Raw genomic sequence first — 21203 nt, 5'->3', positions numbered from 1 at the left:
ACAGGGGTTCGAGTCCCCTAGGGGACGCCATTATTGCGGGAATAGCTCAGTTGGTAGAGCACGACCTTGCCAAGGTCGGGGTCGCGAGTTCGAGTCTCGTTTCCCGCTCCAAATTTTGTTTTTTGGAGCTACGCAGTTTCAAAGAACACTCAGAAAGCAGCCCTAGGGCTGCTTTTTGCGTTTCCGGGTTTTGATTTCTGGCCCACCCCTCGCAATACATCTGCAACAAGGCTACGACCCGCATCCGTGCGAATGTTTGTGCCGCTCTCTTGAGTTCAGCAGCTACGCTGAAGACATCGCAACTCATATTTTCTCCGGCATTAAGCACTCTCGCAGGGAAGGCGACAGGCAAATTGCGTGCTCGGCGGCCCCTCCACAACCAGAGAATGCATATGTACAACCTTAAAAAGTGGCTCGTTGGATCACTGCTGGCATTTGGACTTGTCACCCAGCCAGTGTTGGCAGACAACTCGGGCGATCCCGTTCACTTTGGTGATATCACTTGGGAAAGCGGCAGCTTGATCACTGAAGTACTGCGTCTGATCACCGAAAAAGGCTACGGCGTAGCAACCGACACCTTGCCTGGCAGCACCGTAATCCTGGAGGCTGCTCTGGCCAAGAATGATATTCAAGTGATCGGCGAAGAGTGGGCAGGGCGAAGCCCCGTGTGGATCAAGGCGGAGGCCGAAGGCAAGGTTTTCGGTCTGGGCGATATCGTCAAAAACGCCAGTGAAGGCTGGTGGGTGCCCGAGTATGTAATCAAGGGTGATCCGGAAAAAGGCATCAAGGCATTGGCTCCGGACCTGAAGTCAGTCAGCGATCTGGCCCGCTATAAAGAGGTGTTCCGTGATCAGGAGGACCCGACTCGTGGCCGCTTCCTTAATAGCCCCAGCGGTTGGACCTCCGAGACCGTCAACAGCCAAAAGCTCAAGGCCTATGGCCTGGACAAGGACTTCGTTAACTTTCGCACCGGTTCGGGCGCTGCGCTGGATGCCGAGATCAGCTCCTCGATCCGTCGTGGCAAACCGGTGCTGTTCTATTACTGGTCACCGACTCCGCTGATCGGGCGCTACAAGCTGATCAAGCTTGAAGAGCCGCCTTTTGATGCCGAAGCCTGGAAGACCCTGGCTGACGCCAATAACCCTGCTCCAAAGGGTACGCGCTCATTACCGGCAAAACTGGCCATTGGCGTATCGGCACCTTTCAAAGCCCAATACCCGCAGTTGGTCGAGTTCTATGAAAAGGTCGATTTCCCTATCGATTTACTCAACACCACCCTGGCCCGAATGAGCGAAAAACGCACCGAGCCGCGCAAGGCTGCTGAGGATTTCTTACGTGAGCAGCCGCAAATCTGGCATGCCTGGGTGACCCCGCAAGCGGCTGAAAAAGTCGATGCAGCGCTCAAATCCAAATAACTCACGGAGTACGGGCATTGCATGTTTCCTGACAATCTGACGTTTTCCATCGCAGGGTGGGTCAATGACGGGGTTGATGCACTGGTCAGCAACTACGGTGATGTGTTCCGGCATATCTCCGAGACTCTGCTGTGGGCCATCATCCACCTTGAGAACCTGCTGCGCATCACACCGTGGTGGCTGATGCTGGTCATCGTTGGGGCAATTGCCTGGCATGCCACACGCAAGATCCTCAGCACTCTGTTGATCGTCGGCCTGCTGTTTCTGGTAGGCGCAGTTGGGCTGTGGGACAAACTGATGCAAACCCTGGCGCTGATGATGGTGGCCACGGTTATTTCGGTATTGCTGGGCATTCCCCTCGGGATTTTGGCCGCGCGCAGCAATCGACTGCGCTCGGTGTTGATGCCGCTGCTGGATGTCATGCAGACCATGCCCAGTTTCGTGTACCTGATTCCTGTCCTGATGTTGTTTGGCCTGGGCAAGGTTCCGGCGATTTTTGCCACGGTCATTTATGCCGTACCGCCGCTGATCCGCTTGACCGATCTGGGCTTGCGTCAGGTTGATCGCGAGGTGATGGAGGCGATCAACGCATTCGGTGCCAACCCCTGGCAGCAACTGTTTGGCGTGCAATTGCCACTGGCCATGCCCAGCATCATGGCCGGTATTAACCAGACCACCATGATGGCATTGTCGATGGTAGTGATCGCTTCGATGATTGGTGCCCGGGGCTTGGGTGAGGATGTACTGGTGGGTATTCAAACGCTCAATGTCGGCAAAGGCCTGGAAGCCGGACTGGCCATTGTCATTCTGGCAGTGGTGATCGATCGTATCACTCAAGCCTATGGCCGGCCTCGGCGCGGAGGCCCGTAATGAGTGAGGTGGTGATCAACAAGATCGAAGTACGTCATGTATTCAAGGTGTTTGGCGGCCGTGATAAAGAAGTGATGGCCCTGATTCGTGAGGGTCGGACCAAGGACGAAGTCCTGGCAGCAACCGGTTGCGTTATCGGTATCAACGATCTGTCGTTGTCGATCCGAGCCGGTGAAGTGTTCGTCATCATGGGGTTGTCCGGCTCGGGCAAGTCCACTCTGGTGCGCCATCTGAACCGCTTGATCGACCCTACCAGCGGGCAGATTCTGGTGGATGGCGAAAACATCCTTGAATACGGCATGCCTGCCTTGCGCCAGTTTCGTCGGCAAAAAATCAGTATGGTGTTTCAAAATTTCGGCCTGTTACCCCATCGCAACGTGATCGAGAACGTGGCTTATGGTTTGAAGGTGCGGGGCGAGAGCAAGGTGCAATGCGAGGGGCGAGCCCGGCACTGGATCTCGATGGTCGGGCTGGAAGGCTATGAGCAAGCCTTTGTTCATCAACTGTCGGGGGGGATGCGCCAGCGTGTCGGGCTGGCCCGGGCGTTGGCGACGGATACCGACATCATTCTGATGGACGAAGCTTTCAGTGCCCTCGATCCGCTGATCCGTGCCGAGATGCAGGATCAGTTGCTGGAGTTGCAACGCACGCTGCAAAAAACCATCGTGTTCATCACCCATGACCTGGACGAGGCGTTACGTATCGGTAATCGCATCGCCGTGCTCAAGGACGGGCGCTTGATTCAGGTCGGCAGCCCCCGGGAAATCCTGCAGTCCCCTGCGGATGACTACGTGGACCGCTTCGTCCAGCGCCGTCGCACCCGCATTTAGGCTGCTTGAATCGATCAGTTCAGATCGTAACGCACGGACAGCACGCCTTTCTTGAGGGTGACAGAAAGCACGTTGACCGCGACTAACTCGCCCAGAGAGCGAACATGGGTGCCGCCGCACGGATAGCTTGGCAAGTTTCCAAAGCCGACGGCGCGTTGACTGGAGTCCAGATGAAGCTGGCGGGGTAAATCGGCATTGATCCAGTGCTCCAGTTGTTGCTGGATCGCTGGGGCTTCCAGTGGTTGGGCATCATCGCCAGGTGTGAAGCTGACCCGGCATTCGCCCGGCCAGTGATGTGCCTTGGTCGGCAGCCAGCCGGCCTGCTCACCGATCACTCCAATCAAGTGCCCGGCGCTATGCAGCCGTGCGTTGAGATGGCGGCGCGATGGGTCCACTTGCGCACGGGCAGGGCCAGGAGCAATGGCCCGGGTGACGTAATGCACGATGTTGTCTTGTTCTTGCAGCACCTTGACCACTTCACTGTCACCGATCAGGCCCAGGTCGCACGGCTGACCGCCGCCTTGCGGGTGAAAAGGGGTCGCTTGCACGGTAACGGCAAATCCGTCCTCGTGGGCGATGCAACTGATCACGTTAATGTCTGCAGTCAGTGCGTCATCGGTAAAAAAGAGGCGTTGGGTCATTGCTGTGTCCTGGTCGGTGTCTTTTTTTAGTATAGAGTTGCGCCTTGATCGTGATAATCCGCCTGAATTTCAATGGACCTGTGCGCTGTGAGCATAAATCTGCCGTTATCGTTGTTGGCCGAAATGGTGATGTTTGTGAAGGTAGTCGAGGCCGGGAGCTTCTCGGAAGTGGCGCGCCAGCTCGGCACCTCACCTTCTGCGGTCAGTCGCAGCGTATCGCGCCTGGAAAAAGCCCTGGCGATCCGCTTGCTGCAACGCACCACACGTAAATTACGTTTGAGCGATGATGGCGAAGAAGTATTCAAGCGGTGTTGTGAGGTGGCGGGTGCTGCCCAATCGGTGATGGATCTGAGCGGGCGTTTTGCCCGCAGCGCCGAGGGCTTGATTCGGGTCAGTGTGCCCAAGGCCGTTGGGCGTTATGTGATTCATCCGCACATGCCCGAGTTTTTACGGCGCTACCCACAGGTCGATGTCCAGTTGATTCTGGAAGACCGCTATGTCGACCTGATTGATGACAACGTTGACCTGAGTATTCGTATCACTGACCAACCGCCACCCGGCCTGGTGGGGCGTCAACTGTTCCCGATCGAGCATGTGTTGTGTGCCACGCCAGCTTATTTGGCGGAGCACGGCACGCCGGCGCAGCCCGAGGATTTGCGTGGGCATAGCTGTATTTATCTGGGAGAGACACCTGCCGATGCACGGTGGAAATTCAAACAGGGCGCCAGGTCGGTGACCGTTGGAGTGCGTGGGCGCTATGCGGCCAACCACACCGGGGTACGGCTGGATGCGGTGTTACAGGATATCGGGATTGGTAGCCTGCCGTATTTCACGGCGCGTCAGGCTTTGGACCAAGGGCTGGTTGTTCGCGTATTGCCGGAATGGAATTTTATTGCTTCGTACCATGGCGGTGCGTGGCTGTTGCATGCCCCGTCGCGTTATTTGCCGCCAAAGATTCGTGTATTCATCGATTTTTTGGTCGAGCGACTGGCCTGGGAGCCGACCCTGGACATGTGGCGGGCACAGGATTCTGGCCACTCATAAAAAAGCCCGCCAGGTAAACCGGGCGGGCCTTGAGTATTGTACGTAGGAATCAGTGCTGTGTGCTGTCGTCGGAGACAGGCATCGCCATCAGTTGTTTTTCCTGGTTCCAGTCGAACGGTTCGTCGTTCAGTTCTGCTTCATGACGACGCTCTTCCAGCGCCTCATACATGTCCAGCTCTTCATCCGACAGGAAGTTGAAGCACGCACCGCCGAAGTACCAGAGCAGGTCACGCGGGACCAGGTGAGCGATCTGCGGGTAGCGCTCGATGACCTGGCACATGAGGTCCTGGCCCAGATACTGGCTATTGATCGGGTCAACCGGCAGCGAGCTGCGCATGTCGTCAAAGCGTTCCAGAAACAGGGCGTGGCTTTCCTCAGGGATCTGCTCAGCGTCACCGACAGCAACCAGGATGCTGCGCAGAATGTCGAGCAAGACAAGGTTGTGGTTCAGATCATTGGTGGCCATTGCGGGTGTCCTCTAGAGCAAAACGGGCGCGGGAGTATAAAGCCCCCGGCGCCCGCTGTCCCGTTATCGAATCTTTCCTTCGCTGTGGGTGAGTTCCTCTTTGGAGAAGTCATCCACATCAATCACCTTGCGTCGGGCAGCTTCAGCGGTGTGTAGCGCGTGTGCCTCGGCCGGTTGCAGTACACCGGCTTGCAGTGCGGCATCGATTGCCGATTCTCCCGCCCCCGGTTTTACCTGACCGCTTTTCAAGCTTTCATGGAGTTTTTTGTGCAGCGGACGTACTTCGTTCAGCAGGTCGCTGGCATGTTGCAGGGCGCCCACGGCGTCGTCTGGCGATTGCGGGCGATAGCAGCCCGCAAGCACTGCCTCTAGCGCTGGATCACCCTTGGCGCGACCCAAGACTGCGGCAACTTCGGCATCCAGCGCGTCCGACGGCCCGGTGTGGCGGCGGCCGAACGGGAACACGACGCCGCGCAGCAAAAAGCCCAGCGCGCGGCTCGGGAAGTTCTTCAGCAGTTCGTCCAGGGCGCGTTCGGCGTGGCCGAGGCTTTCTTCCATGGCCCATTTGAACAATGGGTTGAGGTGCTCCGGTGAATCCAGATCGTGGTAACGCTTGAGCGCGGCGCTGGCCAGGTACATATGGCTCAGCACATCACCCAGGCGCGCCGACAGGCGCTCGCGGCGTTTCAGTTCGCCGCCCAGCAGCATCATGCTCAGGTCGGCCAGCAGGGCAAAGGCTGCCGCCTGGCGGTTCAATGCCCGGAAGTAGCCCTGGCTCAGGGCATTGCCCGGCACATGCTCAAACCGCCCAAGGCCCAGATTCAATACAAAGGTGCTGGCTTTATTGCTGATGGCAAAACCGATGTGCTTGAGCAACAGGTCGTCAAACTCCAGCAGCGCCTGATCCTTGTCTTCACGGCTGGCCAGGGCCATTTCCTTGAGTACAAAGGGGTGGCAGCGAATGGCGCCCTGACCGAAGATCATCAGGTTGCGCGACAGGATGTTCGCGCCTTCCACGGTGATGAAAATCGGCGCCCCCTGCCAGTTGCGCCCCAGGTAGTTGTTGGGCCCCATGATGATGCCCTTGCCGCCATGAACGTCCATGGCGTGGCTGATGCATTCACGGCCGCGCTCGGTCAGGTGGTACTTGAGTATCGCTGACAGTACCGAAGGTTTTTCCCCCAGGTCCACCGCGTTGGCGGTGAGCATGCGCGCGCTGTCCATCAACCAGGCGTTGCCGCCAATGCGCGCCAGTGCTTCCTGAATGCCTTCGAAGGCGGCCAGTGGCACATTGAATTGTTCGCGCACCTGGGCGTACTGCCCGGTCACCAGGCTGGTGAACTTGGCTGCGCCGGTGCCGACGGCCGGTAACGATATCGAGCGCCCGACCGACAGGCAGTTCATCAGCATCATCCAACCCTTGCCGAGCATTTCCTGACCGCCAATCAGGTAATCCAGGGGGATAAATACGTCTTTGCCCGAGTTTGGGCCGTTCATGAACGCTGCGCCCAAAGGCAGGTGGCGGCGGCCAATCTCAACCCCGGGGGTGTCGGTGGGGATCAGCGCCAGGCTGATACCAAGGTTTTCCTTGTCGCCCAGCAGGTGTTCCGGGTCGTGGGCCTTGAATGCCAGGCCAAGCAGGGTGGCGACGGGCCCCAGGGTGATGTAGCGCTTCTCCCAGTTCAGGCGCAGACCGATCACTTCTTCGCCTTGCCACTGACCTTTGCAAATGATCCCGGTGTCGGGCATTGCCCCGGCATCGGAACCAGCCAGCGGACCTGTCAGGGCAAAGCAGGGGATGTCATCGCCACGGGCCAGGCGTGGGAGGTAGTGGTCACGTTGCTCGTCGGTGCCGTAATGCAGCAGCAGCTCGGCGGGGCCGAGGGAGTTGGGCACCATCACGGTGGAGGCGAGGTCGCCGCTGCGAGTGGCCAGCTTCATTGCGACCTGGGAGTGGGCGTACGCCGAGAAGCCCTTGCCACCGTAGGCTTTGGGGATGATCAGGGCGAAGAAACCGTGTTCCTTGATGTGCGCCCAGGCCTGCGGCGGCAAATCCATGGCTTGGCCGATCTCCCAATCGCTGACCATTGCGCACAGCTCTTCGGTGGGCCCGTCAATAAAGGCTTGTTCTTCTTCCGTGAGCTGAACTTTGGGATAGGCCAGAAGCTGGTTCCAGTCGGGGCGGCCGCTGAACAATTGGCCATCCCACCATACTGTGCCGGCGTCGATGGCATCACGCTCGGTTTGCGACATGGGGGGCAAGGTCTTCTGGAACCACTTGAACAGCGGAGCGGTAAACAGTTTGCGCCGAAGGTCTGGCAACAGCAGCAGGGCGGCAGGCGCTGCCAGCAACAGCCAAAGGATTGCCAGCAACCAGCCGGGCACATGGCCGATGACCCCCATGGCCAACAGGTAAACCGCGACAACAGCCAGGGTCGTCAGGGGGGCGATGCGGCGATGGGCCATATAGGCGATGCCAACAATCAGAACCAGTATCCACAACAACAGCATATTTAATCCTCCATGAAGCCAGGGGCGATAACTCTTGTGAGCTTAGTCGCAACTTCCGATCAAGGTTGTAAGGATAGTGACCTTGCGCTGGAGGCAGAGTTCGACATCCCGGCGTAGACTCCTTCGGCGTCTATCAACCAGGAGCCAGATCATGCTGAAAGTGTGGGGTCGCAAGAATTCGTCAAACGTGCGCAAGGCGTTGTGGTGTGTCGAAGAGTTGGCGTTGCCGTATAGCCGCGTAGAGGCGGGCGGTGCATTTGGAGTGGTCGACAGTCCTGAGTATCGATCGCTGAATCCTAACGGCCGGGTACCCATGATCGAAGAGGACGACGGCTTTGTTCTGTGGGAATCAAACGCCATCGTGCGTTACCTCACTGCCAGATATGGGTCAGACACGTCCTGGTATCCAACCGATGCCCGTGTGCGGGCTCAGGCTGACAAGTGGATGGACTGGACCAGTACCTCGTTTGCGGTCGAATTCCGTGCGGTGTTCTGGGGCGTTCTACGCACGCCTGCCGAGGAGCAGGACTGGGTGAAGATCAACGCGGCAATTAAAGCCTGCGATCAATTGCTGGCTGTTGCGGATCAGGCGCTGGCTGAAAAACCCTACCTGTCGGGTGATGAAATCGGCATGGGTGACATCCCGCTGGGATCCTTTATCTATGCCTGGTTTGAAATGCCCATCGAACGTGCGCACCTGCCGCACTTGAGTGCCTGGTATGAGCGCTTGAAGCAGCGTCCGGCCTATCGAAATGCAGTGATGACTGCGTTGACTTAATAGCCACTATTAATACGGGCGACTGTACTTGTGCGGCGAGGCCAAGCACCATACGGCCTTGTCGGACTTGCCCTACAGGTAGTTCGCCCTTACTTATACCTCCCTATTTCCCCATCTTGGTGCGTAATCCGATATGAGTTCCGCTCTGTCCATACGGCAGCTAACCAAAACCTACGGCAACGGTTTCCAGGCCCTGAGTGGTATCGATCTGGATGTTGCTGAAGGTGACTTTTTTGCCTTGCTGGGCCCTAACGGCGCCGGCAAATCCACGACCATCGGCATTCTCTCGACCTTGGTAAACAAAACCAGCGGTACGGTGAATATCTTTGGCCATGACCTTGATCGCAATCCGGCAGCCCTTAAGCGCTCGATTGGCGTGGTGCCGCAGGAGTTCAATTTCAACCAGTTTGAAAAGACCTTCGATATCGTCGTGACCCAGGCGGGTTACTACGGCATTCCGGCCAAAATCGCCAAGGAACGCGCTGAAAAGTACCTGACGCAGTTGGGGCTTTGGGATAAGCGCGACACACCTTCGCGCTCGTTGTCCGGTGGCATGAAGCGCCGCCTGATGATCGCCCGGGCCTTGGTGCACGAGCCGCGCCTGTTGATTCTCGATGAGCCTACTGCTGGCGTGGATATTGAGTTGCGTCGCTCGATGTGGAGTTTTCTCACCGAGCTGAACGAGCAGGGCACGACCATCATCCTCACCACTCACTATCTGGAGGAGGCTGAGCAGTTGTGTCGCAATATCGGGATCATCGATCACGGCACCATTGTTGAAAACACCAGCATGCGCCAGTTGCTTGGGCAACTGCATGTCGAGACCTTTTTACTCGACCTGAAGCACCCATTGCAGGCGGCCCCGAAGTTGATCGGCTATCCGAGTCAATTGCTCGACGCCAGTACGCTGGAAGTACAGGTCGACAAAGCCGTGGGTATCACCGGTCTGTTCACTCAACTGGCTGCGCAAAACATCGAAGTGGTGAGCCTGCGCAACAAAACCAATCGCCTTGAGGAGTTGTTCGTGTCGCTGGTCGAGAAAAATCTGGCAAAGGTGGCGATATGAGCTCGGAGCTGCGCCCCAATCTGATCGCGTTGAATACCATCGTTTACCGCGAAGTTCGCCGCTTCATGCGGATCTGGCCGCAGACACTACTACCGCCTGCGATCACCATGGTTCTGTACTTCGTGATCTTCGGTAATCTGATCGGTCGACAAATCGGTGATATGGGTGGTTTCACCTATATGGAGTACATCGTTCCGGGCCTGATCATGATGTCAGTGATCACCAACTCCTACGGTAACGTGGTCTCAAGCTTCTTTGGTGCCAAATTCCAACGCTCGATTGAAGAGCTGATGGTGTCACCGGTATCGCCCCACACCATTTTGATCGGCTTTACCGTGGGCGGGATTTTGCGCGGTTTGATTGTGGGCTTGATCGTGACCTTGCTGTCGCTGTTCTTCACCCAACTGCAAGTCCACCACTTGGGCCTGACCATCGTCGTCGTGGTACTGACGGCGACGATCTTCTCGTTGCTGGGGTTTATCAACGCCGTATTTGCGCGCAACTTCGACGATATTTCAATTATCCCGACTTTCGTGCTGACGCCGCTGACGTACCTGGGCGGTGTGTTTTATTCGATCACACTGCTGCCGCCGTTCTGGCAGAGCGTATCGCTGGCCAACCCTGTGCTGCACATGGTCAACGCATTCCGCTACGGCATTCTTGGGGTTTCGGACATCAAGATCAGCGTGGCCCTGACCTTTATGGTCGTGGCAACCATCGTGCTGTACTTCGGCTGTGCGAAGCTGCTGGTTAGCGGTCGAGGCATGCGTCAGTAGCATCCTGCTACTGACGAGGTACGAGGCTGCGAAATGGCCGAAGGACACTTCAGTGTCAGATAATGAAAAAGGCCCCTTTCGGGGCCTTTCTTATGAGTGCTTGTTTTTGCGTCCCTTCCATTTACGGCTGACCCACCAGCGCCAATAGAGCATGGTCAGGCAGTAGGCCAGCGCCCCAAGCACCACTCCGCACACCACAGAACCCAATAGAAAGGGCTGCCATACGGTCGACAATTGGCCGCTGATCCATTCCCAGGTCAGCTCATCCGGCAGGGTGCGTGCCGGTATGTTCATCAGCCAGGCACCCGTCTTATAGGTGATGTAAAACACCGGCGGCATCGTGATCGGATTGGTCAGCCATACCAGGCCCACTGATATCGGCATATTGGCGCGCGCGTTTACCGCCAGAAAAGCTGCAAGCAGCATTTGAAACGGCATGGGGATAAAAGCTGCAAAAATCCCTACGGCCATTGCTCGGGCCACGGAGTGACGATTGAGGTGCCAGAGGTTGGGGTCATGCAGTAAGGTCCCTAAAAATCGTAAGGACTTGTGTTCCCTGATCAGGGCCGGATCTGGCATGAAACGTTTGATTAAACGCCGTGGCATGGGCCTCTCCCTAGGTCAAGGGGGCAGTATGCCCAAATTCGACAGGATGCCTATTCAGACTTTGTGACAATTTCTTAAGCGCGGGTCCCGGATAACAACTAATCCGAGTCAAAGGGATAAGTTGAGTATAGGCATGCACACAGGGATGTTTGCGTTGGCGACGGGGCTTATTGCACTGCGGTTTTTACCCGTGTTGCCGTCGCCGGGGTGGTTGCTGCTGATGTTCATGGCGGGGCTGTTGCTGCTGGCTATTCGTGCCTGGCCGGTGGGGCTTTTTGTGCTTGGGCTGACGTGGGCTTGCGTCCAGGGACAAAGGGCGCTGGATGATCGCTTGCCCGCCGCGCTCGACGGCAGGACGCTTTGGGTCGAAGGGCATGTGGTCGGATTACCGCAGCAGACTGGCAGCGTCGTACGTTTTGAATTGCAGGATGCCCGCTCGCGCCACGGCGCATTACCCACGACCATCAGGTTGAGCTGGTATGGCGGGCCGTCGGTCAAGAGTGGGGAACGCTGGCGGCTAGCGGTCAAGCTCAAGCGCCCCAAGGGTTTGCTCAATCCTCAATCGTTTGATTACCAGGCCTGGTTGCTGGCTGGTTGCTGGCGCATCGCATCGGTGCGACGGGCGTGGTCAAGGAGGGTCAGTTACTGGCTGCGGCGAGTCATGCCTGGCGCGATGGCTTGCGTCAGCGTCTGTTGCGTATCGATGGCAATGGCCGGGAACCGTGGCTGGCGGCGCTGGTCATGGGTGACGGTTCTGGTTTGAGCCGTGATGACTGGACGCTGCTGCAGACAACCGGAACCGTGCATCTGCTGGTGATTTCGGGGCAGCACATAGGCTTGTTTGCCGGATTGATCTACGGGGTGGTCGCCTTGCTGGCGCGCTATGGCCTGTGGCCGCGCTACTTGCCGTGGCTGCCTTGGGCTTGCGGCCTGGCGTTTGCGGGGGCCACGGGATATGGCCTGCTCGCCGGTTTTGAAGTACCGGTGCAGCGCGCGTGCGTGATGCTGGGGCTGGTGCTGATCTGGCGCTTGCGGTTTCGTCATCTGGGGGTGTGGTTGCCATTCCTGCTGGCGCTCAATGCGGTGCTGATTGTGGAGCCGCTGGCGAGTTTGATGCCGGGGTTCTGGTTGTCGTTCAGCGCCGTGGCGGTACTGATTTTCACCTTCGGCGGTCGTCTTGGGGCCTGGGGGTGGAGGGCCGCGTGGCTGCGCCCCCACGGGCTGATCGCCCTGGGTTTGTTCCCGATGATGTGGATTCTCGGACTGCCCATCAGCCTGACGGGGCCGCTGGCCAATCTGGTTGCCGTGCCCTGGATCAGCCTTTTGGTGTTGCCGACGGCATTGCTGGGAACGCTGCTGCTGCCTGTGCCCTGGCTTGGGGAAAGCCTGCTGTGGCTGTCGGGTGGTTTGCTCGATCTGTTGATCAAGGGGCTGGCCCTGCTGGCCGATGTTTTCCCGCCCTGGCTGCCCCCGGTCGTGCCGATTTACATATGGCTGTTGAGCGCGCTTGGGGCGCTGATCCTGCTGCTGCCAGCCGGGATGGTGCTCAGACCGCTGGGGTGGCCACTGGTACTGCTGGCTGTCTTTGTGCCCCGCGAACAGGTCCCCCACGGCGAGGTTGAGGTGCTACAGCTGGATGTCGGGCAGGGGCTGGCGATTGTCTTGCGCACCCGTAACCACACGCTTTTGTATGACGCAGGCCCCAAGGTCCGGGATTTTGATCAGGGTGAACGAGTAGTGGTGCCTGTACTGCGTTCATTGGGGGTAGGCGAGCTGGATGTCATGCTGCTGAGCCACGCCGACTCGGATCATGCGGGCGGTGCGTTGGCGGTTCAGCGGGCAATCCGCGTTGCACGGGTGTTTGGTGGCGATGTGGCGGGGTTGCCAGAACCGTTGCGGGCGCAGCCGTGTACGAGCGGGGAGGGTTGGGAGTGGGACGGCGTGAAATTCTCACTCTGGCAGTGGCCGGGGGCGAGCAATAGCAATCAGAAGTCCTGCGTACTGCAGGTGCAAGCACGGGACGAACGGCTACTGTTGACGGGGGATATTGATACCCATGCCGAGCGGGCATTGCTGCAAAGTCCGCTGGCCGTTCCTGTCCGCTGGTTGCAATCGCCCCATCACGGCAGCAAGACGTCGTCGTCGATGGCTTTTCTCAAGGCACTGGCGCCTGAAAACGTGCTGATTTCCCGTGGGCACGGTAATAATTTTGGTCACCCGCATCCGCAGGTCATGTCGCGTTATCAAGCCTTGGGGGTGCAGGTGTGGGATAGCGCGGAGCAAGGGGCTGTGTGGTTTCGTTTGGGGGCGTCGGCACAGGTTAAGAGCATGGGTGGCCAGCGTCGGTTCTGGCGCGATTGATAGTGCTTGCGCAGGCGTTGGCCCCACAAGGTTAAGGGCAATCCTGTGGTAGAGTGGCGCACTTTTTCGAGGGGATTGTCACTGTGTGGGAACTGGTCAAATCAGGTGGCTGGATGATGCTGCCGATCATTCTGAGCTCTGTTGCCGCGCTGGGCATTATTGTCGAGCGTCTGTGGACCCTGCGTGCCAGTCGCGTAACCCCGGAACATTTGCTCGGGCAGGTCTGGGTCTGGATCAAAGACAAGCAGATGGACAAGGAAAAACTCAAATTGCTGCGCGCCGACTCGCCGCTGGGTGAGATCCTGGCCGCGGGCCTGGCCAACTCCAGGCATGGTCGCGAGATCATGAAAGAGTGCATCGAAGAGGCCGCTGCACGAGTGATTCACGAGCTAGAGCGGTATCTCAATGCGCTGGGTACGATTGCGGCAATGGCCCCGTTGCTGGGCCTGCTGGGTACCGTACTGGGCATGATCGATATTTTCAGCGCCTTCATGGGGACGGGCATGACGACCAATGCTGCCGTGCTTGCAGGCGGTATTTCCAAAGCACTGATCACTACCGCCGCCGGTCTGATGGTGGGTATTCCGGCAGTCTTCTTCCATCGCTTCCTGCAACGTCGTGTCGACGAGCTGGTGGTCGGGATGGAGCAGGAAGCGATCAAGCTGGTTGAGGTGATACAAGGCGACCGTGAAGTCGATATGGTCGGGAGCAAAGCGTGAAATTTCGCCGCAAGCCTCGGGAAACGGTTGATATCAACCTCGCGTCATTGATTGACGTGGTGTTTATCCTGCTGCTGTTTTTTGTCGTGACCACGACCTTTACCCGCGAAACCCAGTTGCGCGTTGATCTGCCAGAGGCTGCCAGCGGTTCGCCCAGCGAGGATCAAGGCGCCAGGCAACTGGACATCGCCATCAGCGCGGACGGAGTGTTTTCGGTGAACAACCAGTTGTTGCCGAAGAATGATCTGGCGAGCCTGATGGAGGCTCTGCAGAAAGAGTCTGGCGGCGATACCCGCTTGCCGCTGTCGATCAGCGCCGATGGCAAAACCCAACACCAGGCGGTCATCACCGCAATGGATGCGGCCGGGAAACTCGGTTTCAGCCATTTGCGCATGACGACTGTCGAGGCGCAGGCGGCGCCCTGATGGCCATGTCCGATCGCTTGTTGCGCGCCTGGTATGCCGGGCATCCGCTGCTGACCCTTTTGCGCCCGGTGGAGTGCCTTTACCGTCGAGTGGTTGAGCGCAAGCGGGCGCGTTTTGTGGTAGGGGAAGGCGAGATTTATCGTGCGCCGGTACCGTTGATTGTCGTGGGGAACATCACCGTGGGCGGTACCGGCAAAACGCCTTTGATCCTGTGGCTGATTGCGCATTGCCAGCAGCATGGCCTGCGGGTCGGCGTGGTCAGTCGTGGCTATGGCGCTTCCCCCCCTCAATTTCCGTGGCGCGTGAACGCTGATCAAAGTGCCGCGCAGGCGGGGGATGAGCCTTTGCTGATTGTGCAGCGCACCGGCGTACCCTTGATGATCGATCCGGATCGCAGTCGTGCGGTCAGGGCCCTGCTGGCCAGCGAGCAGTTGGACCTGATTCTGTCCGATGACGGCATGCAGCATTACCGCCTGGCCCGGGATCTTGAGCTGGTCCTGATCGACAATGCCAGAGGCCTGGGTAACGGTCGCTGCCTGCCTGCCGGGCCGCTGCGTGAGCCGGCTGAACGGCTGCAGAGTGTCGACGCGGTGCTGTATAACGGCGCTGCCAGCGACCCTCAGGGCGGTTTTGCCTTTCAGTTGCAGCCCACTGCGTTGGTCAATTTGATCAGCGGTGAGCGTCAGGCGCTGGACTATTTTCCTGCTGAACAAGCGCTGCATGCGGTCGCCGGGATCGGCAATCCGCAGCGTTTCTTCACGACCCTTGAAACGCTACACTGGCGACCAATTGCCCATGCTTTTGCCGATCACGCGCCCTACAGCGCCGAGGTGCTGAATTTTACGCCGCCCTTACCCGTGGTCATGACTGAAAAGGATGCGGTGAAGTGCCGTGACTTTGCGTCACCCGACTGGTGGTATCTGGCCGTTGACGCAGTACCCTCAGAGGCCTTTGTCCTGTGGTTTGATCAACAGTTGCTGGGTCTTTTGCCCGATCGTCTTTTGACTTGATCCATCTTTATCCAGGGGAACCCTAATGGACACCAAATTGCTCGATATCCTTGCTTGCCCTGTTTGCAAAGGCCCGCTCAAGCTCAGCGCCGACAAGACCGAGCTGATCAGCAAGGGCGCAGGTCTGGCCTACCCGATCCGCGATGGCATTCCAGTGATGCTGGAAACCGAAGCCCGAACCCTTTCTGCTGATGAGCGTCTGGATAAATGATTCCGGTTTTTACAGTCGTTATTCCGTCGCGCTTTGCCTCAACCCGTTTGCCAGGCAAGCCGCTGCAAATGATTGCCGGCAAGCCAATGGTCCAGCACGTCTGGGAGCAGGCCTGTAAAAGCAGCGCGCAGCGTGTGGTGGTTGCCACTGACGATGCGCGTATTGTCGACGCCTGCAAGGCGTTCGGCGCCGAGGTGCTGTTGACCCGTGCCGACCACGAGTCAGGCACCGACCGTCTGGCCGAAGTTGCCACGCAACTGGGTTTGGCCAGTGACGCCATCGTGGTCAATGTTCAGGGCGACGAACCCATGATCCCGCCACAGGTGATCGATCAGGTTGCCGTCAACCTGGCCGCCCACAGTGAGGCGAGCATGGCGACCCTGGCCGAGGCGATCGATGATGTCGAGACGCTGTTCAATCCCAATGTGGTCAAGGTCGTCAGTGACATCAACGGGCTGGCGCTGACATTCAGCCGGGCCACGTTGCCGTGGGCGCGGGATGACTTCGCCCTGCACCCTGACACCTTGCCGGCGGGCGTACCTTATCGCCGCCACATTGGCATCTACGCCTATCGTGCAGGCTTCCTGCATGACTTCGTGAGCTGGGGCCCTTGCTGGCTCGAAAATACCGAGCGCCTTGAGCAGCTTCGGGCGCTGTGGCATGGCGTGCGCATTCACGTGGCTGATGTGCTTGAAGCTCCGCCAGCCGGCGTTGATACCGTTGAAGACCTTGAACGCGTTCGGCGTTTGCTGGAGTCATGAGTTTGGACGTGCAGGTCAATGCGTCGCTTAAACCGTTCAACAGCTTTGGCGTTGATGTTAAGGCCAGCCTGTTTGCGCAAGCCCACAGCGATGCCGATGTGCGTGAGGCGTTACTGTGCGCGGTTGAGCACCAGTTGCCGTTGCTGGTCATTGGTGGCGGCAGTAATTTGCTGCTGACCGGTGATGTTTCAGCGCTGGTTTTGCGCATGGCCAGTCGCGGCATCCGTTTGCTGGCGGATGACGGCGACCGGGTTGTTGTCGAGGCCGAGGCGGGGGAGGTATGGCATGCCTTTGTGCTGTGGACTCTGGAACAGGGTTTGTCGGGGCTTGAAAACCTCAGCCTGATCCCCGGCACCGTTGGGGCTGCCCCGATGCAGAATATTGGCGCCTACGGCGTCGAGATCAAGGATGTCTTCGCCGGGCTTACGGCCCTTGATCGACAGACTGGCGAGTTGCGTGAATTCAGCCTTGCAGAGTGCAACTTCGCCTACCGCGACAGTCTCTTCAAGCAGCAGGCCGGGCGTTGGTTGATTCTGCGGGTGCGGTTTGCCCTGAGTCGTGCCACACGTCTGCATCTGGAATACGGCCCTGTACGTCAACGTCTTACCGAGCAGGGCATTGATCAGCCGACGGCCAGCGACGTCAGTCGGGCGATCAGCAGTATTCGCAGCGAAAAGCTGCCAGACCCGGCGGTGCTGGGCAATGCCGGCAGTTTTTTCAAAAACCCGTTGGTATCGGCTGTCCAGGCTGATGAGTTGCGCCTGGCTCACCCGGGGTTAATTGGCTATCCGCAAGCGGATGGCCAGGTAAAGCTGGCGGCAGGCTGGTTGATTGAAGCGGCGGGCTGGAAAGGCTTCCGGGAAGCCGACGCAGGCGTGCACCGTTTGCAGTCGCTGGTGCTGGTCAATCATGGTTCGGCCACCGGCCTGGAGTTACTGGCACTGGCGCAGCGCATTCAGGCCGATATCCTGCAGCGCTTTGCCGTGGAGCTGGAGATGGAACCCAACGTTTACTGACGTATCAACCGGTTATCTAACTCCATAAAAAAAGCCCCGCCAGTTCAGAACTGGCGGGGCTTTTTAGTGGCCTTTGGAATTAGGCGAGAGGTTTAGACTCGTGTTCCTGTTCCTGGGCTACGGCTTCGCTTGCAGGTGCATGAGCTGCTGCAGCGGCGGCTGCAGCAGCCTCTTCACGCTTGCGACGACGGACTTCGCGCGGGTCGTTAGGAGCACGACCGTTGCTTGGAGCGCTGACAACCGGAGCTGCAATCACGACTTCAACCACTTCAGACGCCACAACAACTTCAGCTTCAACTGGAGCCGGCTGTGCGGTGACTACGGTCTCGACTACGGCTTCAACCGCTACCACTTCAGGGGTGGCTGGTTCTGCTGCAGGCGCTGCTTGAACAACGGCAGGCTCGGCAACTGGCTCGCGAACAACGCGGACTTCCTTGGCAGGCTCCGGTGCTTTTTCGAAAGCAGGTGCTTCGACTGCTGGCGTCTCAACGACCGGGGTTTGCGCCACGACTTCGACTACAGGCTCTGGAGCCGCTACAACTGGCTCGGCAACAGCCTGGACTTCAGGGTGTGCTTCTTGAGCCGGTGCAACTTCAACTTCCGGTGCCTTGATCGCTTCGATCGGCGTTACGGCTTCGACAACCGGTGCTTCTGCAACTGGAGTTTCAATAACGGTTGCTTCTACAGCGGCGGTGGCTTCAACCACTGGAGCTGGAGCGGCAGGTGCTTCTACAACAGCCACTTCCTGCGCAGCTTCAACGGCAACCACGGTTTCAGCCGGGGCCGATTCCTGGGTTGCTTCAGTCGCACGCTCTGCCTGTTGGTGAGCCTGGGCTTCAGCGGGGGCGCTGATTACCGAGCTGGCAACGGCTTCTGTCACGGCCAGGCCGGCAGCGATTTCAAGGGTGGTAGCAGGAGCGTTTTGGGCGTTGCCTTCTTCGCTGTTCTCTTCCGAGCCTTCAATCACGTTGCCGTTTGCATCACGCTGACGTTCACGACGGTTGCTGCGACGGCGCTGACCACGGGAGCGGCGACGTGGACGATCGCCTTCGGCGTTGTCCTGTGTCTCGTCCTGGGATTGCTCTTCGCTGGACAGCACTTCTTCGTCTTCAGCAGCAGCCACAACTTGCTCTTCACGTGGAGCGCGTTCTTCGCGAGGGGCGCGAGGCTGGCGTTCTTCACGAGGCGGGCGAGCCGGGCGTTCTTCGGCTACGACTGCAGCTGCGGCGCCGGCAACGACAGCAGGCGCTGCGTCCAGAGGTTCACGCAGTTCGCGTACGCGCTCTTCACGGCCTTCGCCACGAGGTTTGCGGTCTTCACGCGGTGCGCGTGGGGCGCGCTCTTCACGAGGTGGACGCGGTGCGCGCTCTTCGCGAGGTGCTTGAGCAACAACCGGAGTTTCTTCGCGGGATGTACGTTCTTCACGTGGTTCGCGAGCAGCACGCTCTTCACGTGGTGCGCGCTCTTCGCGTGGCTTGCGTTCTTCGTCACGACGACCGTTGCGGTTACGGCTTTGCTGGCGGCCGTTGCGACGCTCTTCGTTGCGTGCAGGGCGCTCAGGGGTGGCTGGCTTCTCTACCACGGTCGGAGCAACAGGCTCTTCCTTGGAGGCGAACAGGCTCACCAATGACTTGACCAGGCCTTTGAACAGGCTTGGCTCGGAGATGGTTGCCGCGGGTGCAGGTGCGGCCGGGGCAGCGACGACTTCGGCAGGAACCGGAGCCGAGGTGCGTGGCGGTGCAGTTTTAACTGCGGCTTCCTGGCGAACCAGAGTGCGGGTAGCTGCAGCAGGCTGGACTTCTTCCACTTCAGCGGCAGCGGCAGCAATTTCATAGCTGGACTGGTTGGTGTGGGCTTCCGGGCTGTCATCACGCAGGCGCTGAACTTCGAAGTGCGGCGTTTCGAGGTGGTCGTTCGGCAGGATGACGATGCGGGCACGGGTACGCAGTTCGATCTTGGTGATCGAGTTGCGTTTTTCGTTGAGCAGGAATGCAGCAACCGGGATTGGCACCTGGGCGCGTACTTCGGCAGTACGGTCTTTCAGGGCTTCTTCTTCGATCAGGCGCAGGATGGCCAGCGACAGCGACTCAACGTCACGGATGATGCCGGTGCCGTTGCAGCGTGGGCAGACGATGCCGCTGCTTTCGCCCAGGGATGGACGCAGGCGCTGACGGGACATTTCCAGCAAGCCGAAGCGCGAGATACGGCCGACTTGTACGCGGGCACGGTCTGCTTCCAGGCATTCGCGGACTTTTTCTTCCACGGCGCGCTGGTTTTTGGCTGGGGTCATGTCGATGAAGTCGATGACGATCAGGCCGCCGATGTCGCGCAAGCGCAACTGACGGGCGATTTCTTCAGCCGCTTCAAGGTTGGTTTGCAGCGCGGTTTCTTCGATATCGCTACCTTTGGTGGCGCGGGCCGAGTTGATGTCGATGGACACCAGGGCTTCGGTCGGGTCGATAACGATGGAGCCGCCGGAAGGCAGTTCAACGACACGCTGGAAGGCGGTCTCGATCTGGCTTTCGATCTGGAAACGATTGAACAGCGGAACGCTGTCTTCGTAGAGTTTGATTTTGCTGGCGTACTGCGGCATCACCTGGCGAATGAAGGTCAGGGCTTCGTCCTGGGCTTCAACGCTGTCGATCAGTACTTCGCCGATGTCCTGGCGCAGGTAATCACGGATGGCGCGGATGATCACGTTGCTTTCCTGGTAGATCAGGAATGGCGCGGAGCGATCCAGCGAGGCTTCTTTAATGGCAGTCCACAGTTGCAGCAGGTAGTCGAGGTCCCACTGCATTTCTTCGCTGCTGCGGCCCAGGCCGGCAGTACGTACGATCAGACCCATGTCGGCAGGGGCAATCAGGCCGTTAAGCGCTTCACGCAGTTCGTTGCGCTCTTCGCCTTCAATGCGACGGGAGATACCACCGGCACGCGGGTTGTTCGGCATCAGAACCAGGTAACGGCCGGCGAGGCTGATGAAGGTGGTCAGGGCTGCGCCCTTGTTGCCACGTTCTTCTTTCTCGACCTGCACGATAACTTCCTGGCCTTCGCTCAGGACGTCCTTGATGTTTACGCGGCCTTCGGGAGCCTTCTTGAAGTACTCGCGGGAGATTTCCTTGAGGGGCAGGAAGCCGTGGCGCTCGGAGCCGAAATCGACAAAGGCAGCCTCAAGGCTTGGTTCGATGCGAGTAATGCGGCCTTTGTAGATGTTGGCTTTCTTCTGCTCGCGTGCACCCGACTCGATGTCCAGGTCGTAGAGGCGTTGGCCATCTACCAGTGCAACGCGCAACTCTTCAGGTTGAGTTGCGTTAATCAGCATTCTTTTCATGTTGTACCGTCGGTTTCCGGGCTACCGGAAACGGCGTTCGGCACACACGACTTCTCATGGTCGGTGTCAGGTGCGTCAGGAGTTGTTGGCCACTCCTGTGTACAGCGAGGTTCGAACCTTGGGGTCGAAGTCGCGACTTACGCTTCCTGCTTGCTGTGGTGCTAAAGCACCTCTTAAGCAAAAGTCTGGTCAGGAGGAGGAATCAACCGGCGGCTGTGGACGAGATGAAGCGTCTTGATAAAGCCTATTGCTACACAGTCCGGCGGTTGTGCGTCTCCACCCTACACGTATCCCTGATAATTCGGGTGCTGCCGCGCGCAGAATCCGCAGCGGGTTGGCATTTACCGTGTTCTCCAAAAGGGGAGTTCA

General features: G+C 58.7%; 18 protein-coding genes, 1 tRNA gene and 1 pseudogene. 15 read left to right on the top strand and 5 right to left on the bottom strand.

The genetic code is table 11. The annotated features are described in order from the left end of the window. Nucleotides 1-35: 35 nt before the first annotated feature. The 4 genes from KO536_RS17360 (at nucleotide 36) to KO536_RS17345 (ending at nucleotide 3115) form a co-directional block, all read left to right on the top strand. Nucleotides 36-111 (top strand) — tRNA-Gly (locus KO536_RS17360). Between the two features lie 281 nt (nucleotides 112-392). Further along, nucleotides 393-1415, top strand: coding sequence for an ABC transporter substrate-binding protein (locus KO536_RS17355; protein WP_219262536.1), 1023 nt, complete (start codon nucleotides 393-395; stop codon nucleotides 1413-1415). Nucleotides 1416-1436: 21 nt separating this feature from the next. Beyond that, entirely contained in the window at nucleotides 1437-2285 is an 849-nt protein-coding gene (locus KO536_RS17350; RefSeq protein WP_219262535.1) for a proline/glycine betaine ABC transporter permease, read from the top strand. After that, entirely contained in the window at nucleotides 2285-3115 is an 831-nt protein-coding gene (locus tag KO536_RS17345; RefSeq protein WP_219262534.1) for a glycine betaine/L-proline ABC transporter ATP-binding protein, read from the top strand. Before KO536_RS17350 ends, KO536_RS17345 begins: the two co-directional genes overlap by 1 nt. 14 nt (nucleotides 3116-3129) lie before the next feature. Here the strand turns inward: KO536_RS17345 and KO536_RS17340 are convergent, their stop codons facing one another. Then, nucleotides 3130-3756, bottom strand: a complete 627-nt coding sequence (locus KO536_RS17340; RefSeq protein ID WP_219262533.1) for an alanyl-tRNA editing protein — start codon at nucleotides 3754-3756, stop codon at nucleotides 3130-3132. An 87-nt stretch (nucleotides 3757-3843) separates the two neighbouring features. Here KO536_RS17340 and KO536_RS17335 point away from each other — a divergent pair, with 87 nt between their 5' ends. Then, a complete protein-coding gene (locus KO536_RS17335) occupies nucleotides 3844-4800 on the top strand; it encodes a LysR family transcriptional regulator (protein ID WP_219262532.1) in 957 nt (318 codons plus the stop codon). Between the two features lie 49 nt (nucleotides 4801-4849). Here KO536_RS17335 and KO536_RS17330 read toward each other — a convergent pair whose 3' ends face one another. Continuing rightward, complete coding sequence (locus KO536_RS17330) at nucleotides 4850-5266, bottom strand: PA2817 family protein (protein WP_133075693.1); 417 nt, start codon at nucleotides 5264-5266, stop codon at nucleotides 4850-4852. 63 nt (nucleotides 5267-5329) lie between these two features. Next, a complete protein-coding gene (locus tag KO536_RS17325; protein WP_219262531.1) occupies nucleotides 5330-7777 on the bottom strand; it encodes an acyl-CoA dehydrogenase in 2448 nt (815 codons plus the stop codon). A gap of 151 nt (nucleotides 7778-7928) precedes the next feature. On the opposite strand from KO536_RS17325, the gene KO536_RS17320 reads away from it, so the two are divergent. The 3 genes from KO536_RS17320 (at nucleotide 7929) to KO536_RS17310 (ending at nucleotide 10397) form a co-directional block, all read left to right on the top strand. Beyond that, complete coding sequence (locus KO536_RS17320) at nucleotides 7929-8555, top strand: glutathione S-transferase family protein (protein ID WP_133075691.1); 627 nt, start codon at nucleotides 7929-7931, stop codon at nucleotides 8553-8555. 133 nt (nucleotides 8556-8688) lie between these two features. Continuing rightward, entirely contained in the window at nucleotides 8689-9621 is a 933-nt protein-coding gene (locus tag KO536_RS17315; RefSeq protein WP_219262530.1) for an ABC transporter ATP-binding protein, read from the top strand. Then, entirely contained in the window at nucleotides 9618-10397 is a 780-nt protein-coding gene (locus KO536_RS17310; protein WP_133075689.1) for an ABC transporter permease, read from the top strand. The genes KO536_RS17315 and KO536_RS17310 overlap by 4 nt, the downstream gene beginning before the upstream one ends. A gap of 90 nt (nucleotides 10398-10487) precedes the next feature. Here the strand turns inward: KO536_RS17310 and KO536_RS17305 are convergent, their stop codons facing one another. Continuing rightward, the gene (locus KO536_RS17305; protein ID WP_133075688.1) at nucleotides 10488-11003 is read right to left on the bottom strand and encodes a DUF2062 domain-containing protein; all 516 of its coding nucleotides are present in this window, start codon (nucleotides 11001-11003) and stop codon (nucleotides 10488-10490) included. Nucleotides 11004-11136: 133 nt separating this feature from the next. Between KO536_RS17305 and KO536_RS17300 the strand changes: the two are divergent. The 7 genes and pseudogenes from KO536_RS17300 (at nucleotide 11137) to murB (ending at nucleotide 17506) form a co-directional block, all read left to right on the top strand. Then, nucleotides 11137-13364, top strand: a pseudogene (locus KO536_RS17300) (DNA internalization-related competence protein ComEC/Rec2). Nucleotides 13365-13447: 83 nt separating this feature from the next. After that, nucleotides 13448-14083 carry a MotA/TolQ/ExbB proton channel family protein gene (locus tag KO536_RS17295; protein ID WP_133075975.1) on the top strand — a complete coding sequence of 212 codons (636 nt, stop codon included), beginning with the start codon at nucleotides 13448-13450 and terminating at the stop codon, nucleotides 14081-14083. Next, nucleotides 14080-14508 carry a biopolymer transporter ExbD gene (locus KO536_RS17290; protein WP_133075687.1) on the top strand — a complete coding sequence of 143 codons (429 nt, stop codon included), beginning with the start codon at nucleotides 14080-14082 and terminating at the stop codon, nucleotides 14506-14508. Before KO536_RS17295 ends, KO536_RS17290 begins: the two co-directional genes overlap by 4 nt. After that, nucleotides 14508-15518 carry a tetraacyldisaccharide 4'-kinase gene (gene lpxK, locus KO536_RS17285; protein ID WP_219262529.1) on the top strand — a complete coding sequence of 337 codons (1011 nt, stop codon included), beginning with the start codon at nucleotides 14508-14510 and terminating at the stop codon, nucleotides 15516-15518. Before KO536_RS17290 ends, lpxK begins: the two co-directional genes overlap by 1 nt. A gap of 25 nt (nucleotides 15519-15543) precedes the next feature. Then, complete coding sequence (locus KO536_RS17280) at nucleotides 15544-15729, top strand: Trm112 family protein (RefSeq protein WP_019827923.1); 186 nt, start codon at nucleotides 15544-15546, stop codon at nucleotides 15727-15729. Beyond that, the gene (gene kdsB / locus KO536_RS17275; RefSeq protein WP_133075685.1) at nucleotides 15726-16490 is read left to right on the top strand and encodes a 3-deoxy-manno-octulosonate cytidylyltransferase; all 765 of its coding nucleotides are present in this window, start codon (nucleotides 15726-15728) and stop codon (nucleotides 16488-16490) included. The genes KO536_RS17280 and kdsB overlap by 4 nt, the downstream gene beginning before the upstream one ends. After that, nucleotides 16487-17506: a UDP-N-acetylmuramate dehydrogenase gene (gene murB, locus KO536_RS17270; protein WP_133075684.1), complete on the top strand. Its 1020-nt coding sequence runs from the start codon at nucleotides 16487-16489 to the stop codon at nucleotides 17504-17506. Before kdsB ends, murB begins: the two co-directional genes overlap by 4 nt. 79 nt (nucleotides 17507-17585) lie before the next feature. Here the strand turns inward: murB and rne are convergent, their stop codons facing one another. After that, a complete protein-coding gene (rne, locus tag KO536_RS17265) occupies nucleotides 17586-20825 on the bottom strand; it encodes a ribonuclease E (RefSeq protein ID WP_219262528.1) in 3240 nt (1079 codons plus the stop codon). Nucleotides 20826-21203: the final 378 nt, after the last annotated feature.

The sequence above is a fragment of the Pseudomonas sp. NKUCC02_KPG genome (genome assembly GCF_019345465.1).
Lineage (GTDB): Bacteria > Pseudomonadota > Gammaproteobacteria > Pseudomonadales > Pseudomonadaceae > Aquipseudomonas.
Note: the sequence above shows the minus strand (reverse complement) of the source record. Positions and strands in the feature narration are given on the sequence as shown.

Coding starts and splice junctions, on each gene's coding strand:
- kdsB (WP_133075685.1), top strand. CDS start 15,726: ATGATTCCGGTTTTTACAGTCGTTATTCCGTCGCGCTTTGCCTCAACC.
- murB (WP_133075684.1), top strand. CDS start 16,487: ATGAGTTTGGACGTGCAGGTCAATGCGTCGCTTAAACCGTTCAACAGC.
- KO536_RS17350 (WP_219262535.1), top strand. CDS start 1,437: ATGTTTCCTGACAATCTGACGTTTTCCATCGCAGGGTGGGTCAATGAC.
- KO536_RS17320 (WP_133075691.1), top strand. CDS start 7,929: ATGCTGAAAGTGTGGGGTCGCAAGAATTCGTCAAACGTGCGCAAGGCG.
- KO536_RS17325 (WP_219262531.1), bottom strand. CDS start 7,777: ATGCTGTTGTTGTGGATACTGGTTCTGATTGTTGGCATCGCCTATATG.
- KO536_RS17330 (WP_133075693.1), bottom strand. CDS start 5,266: ATGGCCACCAATGATCTGAACCACAACCTTGTCTTGCTCGACATTCTG.
- rne (WP_219262528.1), bottom strand. CDS start 20,825: ATGCTGATTAACGCAACTCAACCTGAAGAGTTGCGCGTTGCACTGGTA.
- KO536_RS17310 (WP_133075689.1), top strand. CDS start 9,618: ATGAGCTCGGAGCTGCGCCCCAATCTGATCGCGTTGAATACCATCGTT.
- lpxK (WP_219262529.1), top strand. CDS start 14,508: ATGGCCATGTCCGATCGCTTGTTGCGCGCCTGGTATGCCGGGCATCCG.
- KO536_RS17355 (WP_219262536.1), top strand. CDS start 393: ATGTACAACCTTAAAAAGTGGCTCGTTGGATCACTGCTGGCATTTGGA.
- KO536_RS17305 (WP_133075688.1), bottom strand. CDS start 11,003: ATGCCACGGCGTTTAATCAAACGTTTCATGCCAGATCCGGCCCTGATC.
- KO536_RS17280 (WP_019827923.1), top strand. CDS start 15,544: ATGGACACCAAATTGCTCGATATCCTTGCTTGCCCTGTTTGCAAAGGC.
- KO536_RS17315 (WP_219262530.1), top strand. CDS start 8,689: ATGAGTTCCGCTCTGTCCATACGGCAGCTAACCAAAACCTACGGCAAC.
- KO536_RS17340 (WP_219262533.1), bottom strand. CDS start 3,756: ATGACCCAACGCCTCTTTTTTACCGATGACGCACTGACTGCAGACATT.
- KO536_RS17345 (WP_219262534.1), top strand. CDS start 2,285: ATGAGTGAGGTGGTGATCAACAAGATCGAAGTACGTCATGTATTCAAG.